Genomic DNA, 5,591 nt, shown 5'->3' with positions numbered 1-5,591 from the left:
AAGCTGTAGGGACACTTAGATGAAGATAGCCGTTGTGACGTCTTATCCTGTTGTTCCTGCTATTGAAGGAAATAGTCGCCGCATATTGAACCTGACGAGAGGTCTCAGAAAAATGGGGCACGAGGTTCACTTGATACTACTGCCACTTCGCCCAGGTACAAATATTGATATCGAGGGGCATCTGAATGAGTTTGGCGCATTGCGCTTTTCCTATTTGGTGCCAGATATCATTTATAAGGCTCTTTACCTGCCAAAGAGATTATTTGGCAATGCTAAACGCCGTTTCTGGCGAATACTCGGTGATGAGCGACAGTTCTACCATGGTCTTGACGAATTTTTTCCTGAGACGTTTCGTAAGCGCCTCTCACATTTGAACCAAATCCATCGATTTGACGCAGTTATGGTGGAGTATGTTTTTCAGACAGCTGCTTTTAGCGCCTTTCCAGACGACATCGTGAAAGTGCTTGATACTCACGACTCGTTTTCCGACAGACATAGGGCAGTCGGATCCGCCAAGTCCCTTTTTTCTGTCCCGGCCTCCGAGCAGGCTCGTGGATTTCGACGGGCGAATGTTGTTGTTGCGATCCAAGATGACGAAGCAAAGTTGTTTCGCCGTCAGTTGGACGGAGCCGCCCAAAATGTCGTCGTTGTAAGCCATCTTGTCGATGTCAGCAGGCCGATAAACGACTATTCGCCGTCCGATGCCGTCTTCATTGGGTCAGGAAACGACGCAAACGTTCAGGCCGTCGATTACTTTTCCGAGCATGTCTTGCCGCTAATTCGCAAGGAGGTTCCCGGCTTCGAATTGAAAGTTGCGGGAAGCGTATGTCGCAGGATCGCCGACAGAGATGGCGTGAGGAAAGTTGGTTTGCTTAAAGACGTCGTTGATGCTTTTTCCTTAGGCACTATTTCGCTCAATCCCATCCTCAAAGGCACTGGCATCGCTATAAAACTCTTAGATGCAATGGCTTGCGGCGTTGTGACCGTAGCGACCCGTACTGGCGCCCGAGGCTTGCCAGATGCGTACTGCAACGGAGTGGTGACTGTCGATAATTTTGACCATGAGGCTATGGCTAAGGCGGTGATCGACCTCGTTCGGGACGAAGACTTGCGTAAAGCGAAGGGCCTGGCCTCATATCAGGATGCGCTCAATTGGAACAAGCAGCAGTTAGAGAATTTGGCGGCCGTTTTTCCCAGTGGTGACAGGAAGGAATCAATGGCTTTTCATCATGCGAAAGGGTTCCGCCAGTGAAAATTTCCCTCGTCACGTCCACAATGAACAGGCCTAGACAAATCGGGGAACTTTTGGAGTCGCTTAAAGCGCAATCTGTTGTGGCGTCGCAGATCATCATTGTTGATCAGAGTGCCGACGCAGCGACCGAAAAAGTCATAAGCGACTTCAAGGGCGATTTGCCTGTCCAGTATATCCGCGACCCCCGTAAGGGCCTGTCTCGTGGTCGTAACCTCGGTCTGACACACGTCACCGGAGACATTGTCGCTTTTCCCGATGACGATTGCATCTATCGCAAAGATACTTTGGAGCGGGTCCTGTCAGCCTTTTCCTCTGATCTGGCATTGGGCATTTATACCGGGATGAGCATCACTCCGACCGGTGTATCCTCGCAAGGACGATGGGGAGCGCAGCCGCATAGTATCGACCGGTTCAACATCTGGACCAGCCAAACTTCATATACTACATTCTATCGTAACGATACACTCAAGGCCGCTGGCCTTTTCAATGAAGATCTAGGCGTAGGCTCGGGTACCGTATGGGGTGCCGGTGAAGAAACTGAACTGATGTTGCGCGCCTTACGAACCGGCGCCAAAGGGCTTTATGACCCTGCCCTTCGCATCGTTCATCCCGAACCGCTCGCAGTCTTCGATAAAGCGGCGCTGCACCGGGGACGTCGCTACAATCGCGGATTTGGCCGCGTGATGCGTCTAGGCGGTTATCCACTATGGTTCGTCTTGTACATGGCTGCCAGGCCGCTGGCGGGAAGTATGGCCACGCTTGCCAGGGGACGTTCCGTCAGGCAAGTTATCGCTTTATTGCCTTCCGCGAGCGGCTGCTTGGCTGGTGCGATAGGCGCGGTTGAGCCCTTTCATTAAAACTCATTTCCATTGGATCAGCTTGTGAACAAAAATCCTGCCACTGCGAAGTCCGGCCTGCTTACCAGTGATTTTGTCACGATAGTGGCCCCACCTGTCATGGAGCGTTTCGATTATTCCATCAATACGCTCAGGGCGCTTGCTGTCTCAATCGTGGTTTTGTTCCACTTCCATATTCCGGGCTTTGAGTTCGGCTTTATCGGGGTCGATATATTTTTTGTCATTTCCGGATATTTGATGACCAAAATCATTGTCACGGCGCTGGACAAAGAGGAGTTCTTGCTTTGGAGATTTTACAAGGCTCGCTTCACTCGCATCTATCCGGCCCTGTCCGTTCTATGTATAGCGGTGATCGTCGGTGGTTATTTCTTCATCACACCCTTCGATTACCAGAAAATGGGGCAACAGGTCGCCTACACTTCCATTTTTATCTCGAACTTTCTCTTCTGGAGCCAAGACAGTTATTTTAATACCGGATCTGAATATAAGTTTCTACTCCATACTTGGTCCCTCTCAGTCGAGTGGCAATTCTATATCTTATATCCAGTAATTTTGCTGACGGTCGAAAAGCTTACCTTTCTTCGCAGTTTTAGAACCCGGATCCTGTGGCTGGGGTTATTTGCGTCGCTTGCGCTGTGTCTCTTCATTTCGAATTGGAAGCCATCGGCGAGCTTTTTTTTGCTGCCGACACGCGGTTGGGAAATGATTTTAGGCGGCCTACTATTCATTCACCAGGGCGCCTTGGTGCGCATGAGGCGATTCAGCGTATTCCTTTTTGGAACCGGCTTGATCCTCCTCATGCTGATGGTGCCGTTCCATTCCGGCAACTGGCCTAACGCTTATGCCCTTCTGCCGACCGTTGGCACGGCACTGATCATCGCCGCGGGGTACAAACGTTTGGCCATCGGCAGGTTTTCGCTTGTCTATTACCTCGGCCTTTGGTCTTACTCCATCTATCTCTGGCACTGGCCCGTGACCATAGTGCTACGATTGGCGGAGCGTTTATCTGAACCGCTATGGGTGACCTTCGGGTTGGTGCTATCGGTCATTCTGGGATGTTTATCATATTACTTCGTCGAGGTGCCGTTTCAGAACTTTTATCGTTCTCGTCCTGTAGCTTGGCGCCGCGGTGCTGCGATACTGCTCTTCGGTGTCCCGATTATGGCGGGTTTAGCCGTTACCACCGCGCGAGGGCTCCCAGAACGCGTCTCGGAGCAGGTTGTGATCGCGGACGGCGCGGCCAGGGAATTGAACCCCATGCGCGATAACTGCCTGTCCGACAAGACCGACGGACGGGTACTAAGTGACTGCGTCTTGGGCGATGGCCCCGTTCGGCTGATCCTTATCGGTGATAGCCACGCCGACGCCGTTGCAAGCGCTGCCGCCGAAGCGCTTCGTGAGGTTGGTTCGGTGCGAGTTTTGGGGCTCTCGGGATGCCCTACCATGATAGGCGTCGGGACGTTCAAAAGTATGGAATGCGGCAATTTCAATCAACTGGCATTCAAAAAGATCTTGTCTGAAGACAAGTCTATACCCCTCCTGATCGTAAACCGAGCGAGCTACGGCCCGAACGACCTGACAAACGATCTCCTTCGCGAGGACACAAAAAAATATAGCGCCTCCGTGGAGCCGCGCCTCGATTTTGGCAGCCCCATAGAAAACGGCAAGGCCACTTTTGCCTGCGCAGTGCGCAAGGATCGCAAAGTGTTCGCCCTTAGGCCGATACCGCTTCCTGGTAGCTACCTCCCCCGCCACGTCGCTTATGGAATACTTTGGTCTGGCAAAGCGCCGAAAATCGAATTTTCAAAGGCGGCCTACGACACGAAATTCGCGCGAGCGAACGAGCTATTCGATAAGATGCAAGAGAAATGTGACATAACGCCGATAGCGACTTTCCCGTCATTCTGTGGCCCTGGACCGGCTGAGTGCCAGGCCGCACCGAACGGCCACCCGCTGTTCTACGACGACAACCACGTCAATGAGTTCGGAAACAAAAGACTTGTGCCAGCATTGCGGGCGGCGATTACAGGAGCCGGGCAGCCGTAGGATCTCGCCGCCTTGGTTTTGGGGACAAATTTGCCGCTTAACTACCGCCGAGGCTTGCTTTGCGAGCGATACCCCAGAGCTTTGCGGCTGATTTATCCCAGCCGAAATCATTAGCGCGGCGGAAGCCTCTTTTAATCAAAGCCCTTCGCGCCGCCTCGTCAAAGACCGCTTTATTCAGACCGTCTCGGATCTCCTCGATCGAGTATGGATCGACCAGAATTGCCCCATCGCCAGCGACCTCCGGCATCGAGGTGATGTTGGAGGTGACGATAGGAACGCCTGAGTGATAGGCCTCGAGAATTGGTAATCCAAATCCCTCCTGTAAAGACGGATAGGCGATAGCTTTGGCGCTGCGGTAAAGCTTGGGAATATTCTCCGCGGGCAGGAAGCCGGTAAAGACCACTTTATCTGAAACGCCGACTTCCTGAGCTGTGGCGGCGAGCGCCTCATTGCGTTTGCCGGTGAGCAGCAGGCGGACACCGGCAGATGGCAGCTGCGATTGCGCGTAGCCGCGGATCAAACGGTCGAGGTTCTTATAAGTCCGATGGTTGCCGCAATAAACAATGTAGTCGTGACCGAGCACCATCCACGGTGAAGTCCGCCGAACACATGCTGTGGACCACATGAACCTTTTCTGGCCGGACGCCGGACCATTCAAGGAATTCGTTTCGTGAATATTCTGAGACGCAGCATATGGCAGTGCAACGGCGGTACAAAAAGCGAAGCACCCAGTCGTAATAGAAGCGCTTTGCCCAACCATAGAACTGGCGATGCATCAGGTCATCAACGAAAATAACCGTCGGTTTCGAGGTCCAAATCGGTGGCATGAAGCCAGCGCTATAGAACATTGTGTTCTTACCTTTCGTTGAAAGGCGCGCATGACGGCGAGAGGGGAAAATGGGCTGCCAATGCTGCCCGGGACTTCAAGGTCAATGATTTGAATGTCGGCTGGGCAACGAACTTCCAGTTCATGCTCTAGGGTGCAGATCCCGGATAGAAGTGGCCAGCGCCGATCGGCATAAACCTTCAGTATTACGTCTTGCTGCGGCGTAGTGTCGTTTCTACTGTGTGACATGAGTTGCAAAGAAGATTGATCATGGAGCTGAGATTTTTCAGTAAGCTGTCAATTTTGCAGTCATATTAACCTAGGTGGATAATTTTTCTGGCTTATGTTATACATCTTTGGCTAGCTTTTGAATAGAATAAATAATCACAGCCGATATTGATTTAATTTATTCGGTGTAACCACGTTGCAACTTGATGCGGTCGTTTAAAAGGAAGATTGATGAAGACGTTGCTTAAAACCCGTTCGCGAGCGCCTTCGAGATTGGGATAAGCTGGTGGCGGTACCGACCTTTCACCTTATTGCGATATCTACGAAGGTGCAGTTCTCAATGCGACGATCGATCGTTTCGCCTTTGCCAGCATCGGTCCGC

Annotated in this window: 5 protein-coding genes; 3 read left to right on the top strand and 2 right to left on the bottom strand. The window is 52.0% G+C overall.

Features of this window, described 5'->3' with window-relative positions; translation table 11 throughout:
• Positions 1 to 19 precede the first annotated feature (19 nt).
• From WKI41_RS14135 to WKI41_RS14125, 3 genes are read left to right on the top strand one after another with little or no spacing between them, the layout of a single operon-like run.
• Positions 20 to 1,252 (top strand): glycosyltransferase family 4 protein, encoded by a 1,233-nt coding sequence (locus WKI41_RS14135; RefSeq protein WP_340194144.1) that lies wholly within the window; start codon positions 20 to 22, stop codon positions 1,250 to 1,252.
• Positions 1,249 to 2,109, top strand: a complete 861-nt coding sequence (locus tag WKI41_RS14130; RefSeq protein ID WP_340194143.1) for a glycosyltransferase family 2 protein — start codon at positions 1,249 to 1,251, stop codon at positions 2,107 to 2,109. The genes WKI41_RS14135 and WKI41_RS14130 overlap by 4 nt, the downstream gene beginning before the upstream one ends.
• Positions 2,110 to 2,133: 24 nt before the next feature.
• Positions 2,134 to 4,155, top strand: coding sequence for an acyltransferase family protein (locus tag WKI41_RS14125; RefSeq protein WP_340194142.1), 2,022 nt, complete (start codon positions 2,134 to 2,136; stop codon positions 4,153 to 4,155).
• A gap of 37 nt (positions 4,156 to 4,192) precedes the next feature.
• On the opposite strand, the gene WKI41_RS14120 is transcribed toward WKI41_RS14125, so the two are convergent.
• Positions 4,193 to 4,741, bottom strand: coding sequence for a glycosyltransferase family 4 protein (locus WKI41_RS14120; RefSeq protein ID WP_340194141.1), 549 nt, complete (start codon positions 4,739 to 4,741; stop codon positions 4,193 to 4,195).
• Positions 4,689 to 4,982 carry a glycosyltransferase gene (locus WKI41_RS21750; RefSeq protein ID WP_425341044.1) on the bottom strand — a complete coding sequence of 98 codons (294 nt, stop codon included), beginning with the start codon at positions 4,980 to 4,982 and terminating at the stop codon, positions 4,689 to 4,691. The genes WKI41_RS14120 and WKI41_RS21750 overlap by 53 nt, the downstream gene beginning before the upstream one ends.
• Positions 4,983 to 5,591 lie beyond the last annotated feature (609 nt).

It is taken from the genome of Agrobacterium larrymoorei, assembly GCF_037722385.1.
Classification (GTDB): Bacteria; Pseudomonadota; Alphaproteobacteria; order Rhizobiales; family Rhizobiaceae; genus Agrobacterium; species Agrobacterium larrymoorei_C.
The sequence above is the reverse complement of the archived record's forward strand: the minus strand, read 5'-3'. Positions and strand labels throughout refer to the sequence as shown.

Coding starts and splice junctions, on each gene's coding strand:
- WKI41_RS14135 (WP_340194144.1), top strand. CDS start 20: ATGAAGATAGCCGTTGTGACGTCTTATCCTGTTGTTCCTGCTATTGAA.
- WKI41_RS14120 (WP_340194141.1), bottom strand. CDS start 4,741: ATGGTGCTCGGTCACGACTACATTGTTTATTGCGGCAACCATCGGACT.
- WKI41_RS21750 (WP_425341044.1), bottom strand. CDS start 4,982: ATGCCACCGATTTGGACCTCGAAACCGACGGTTATTTTCGTTGATGAC.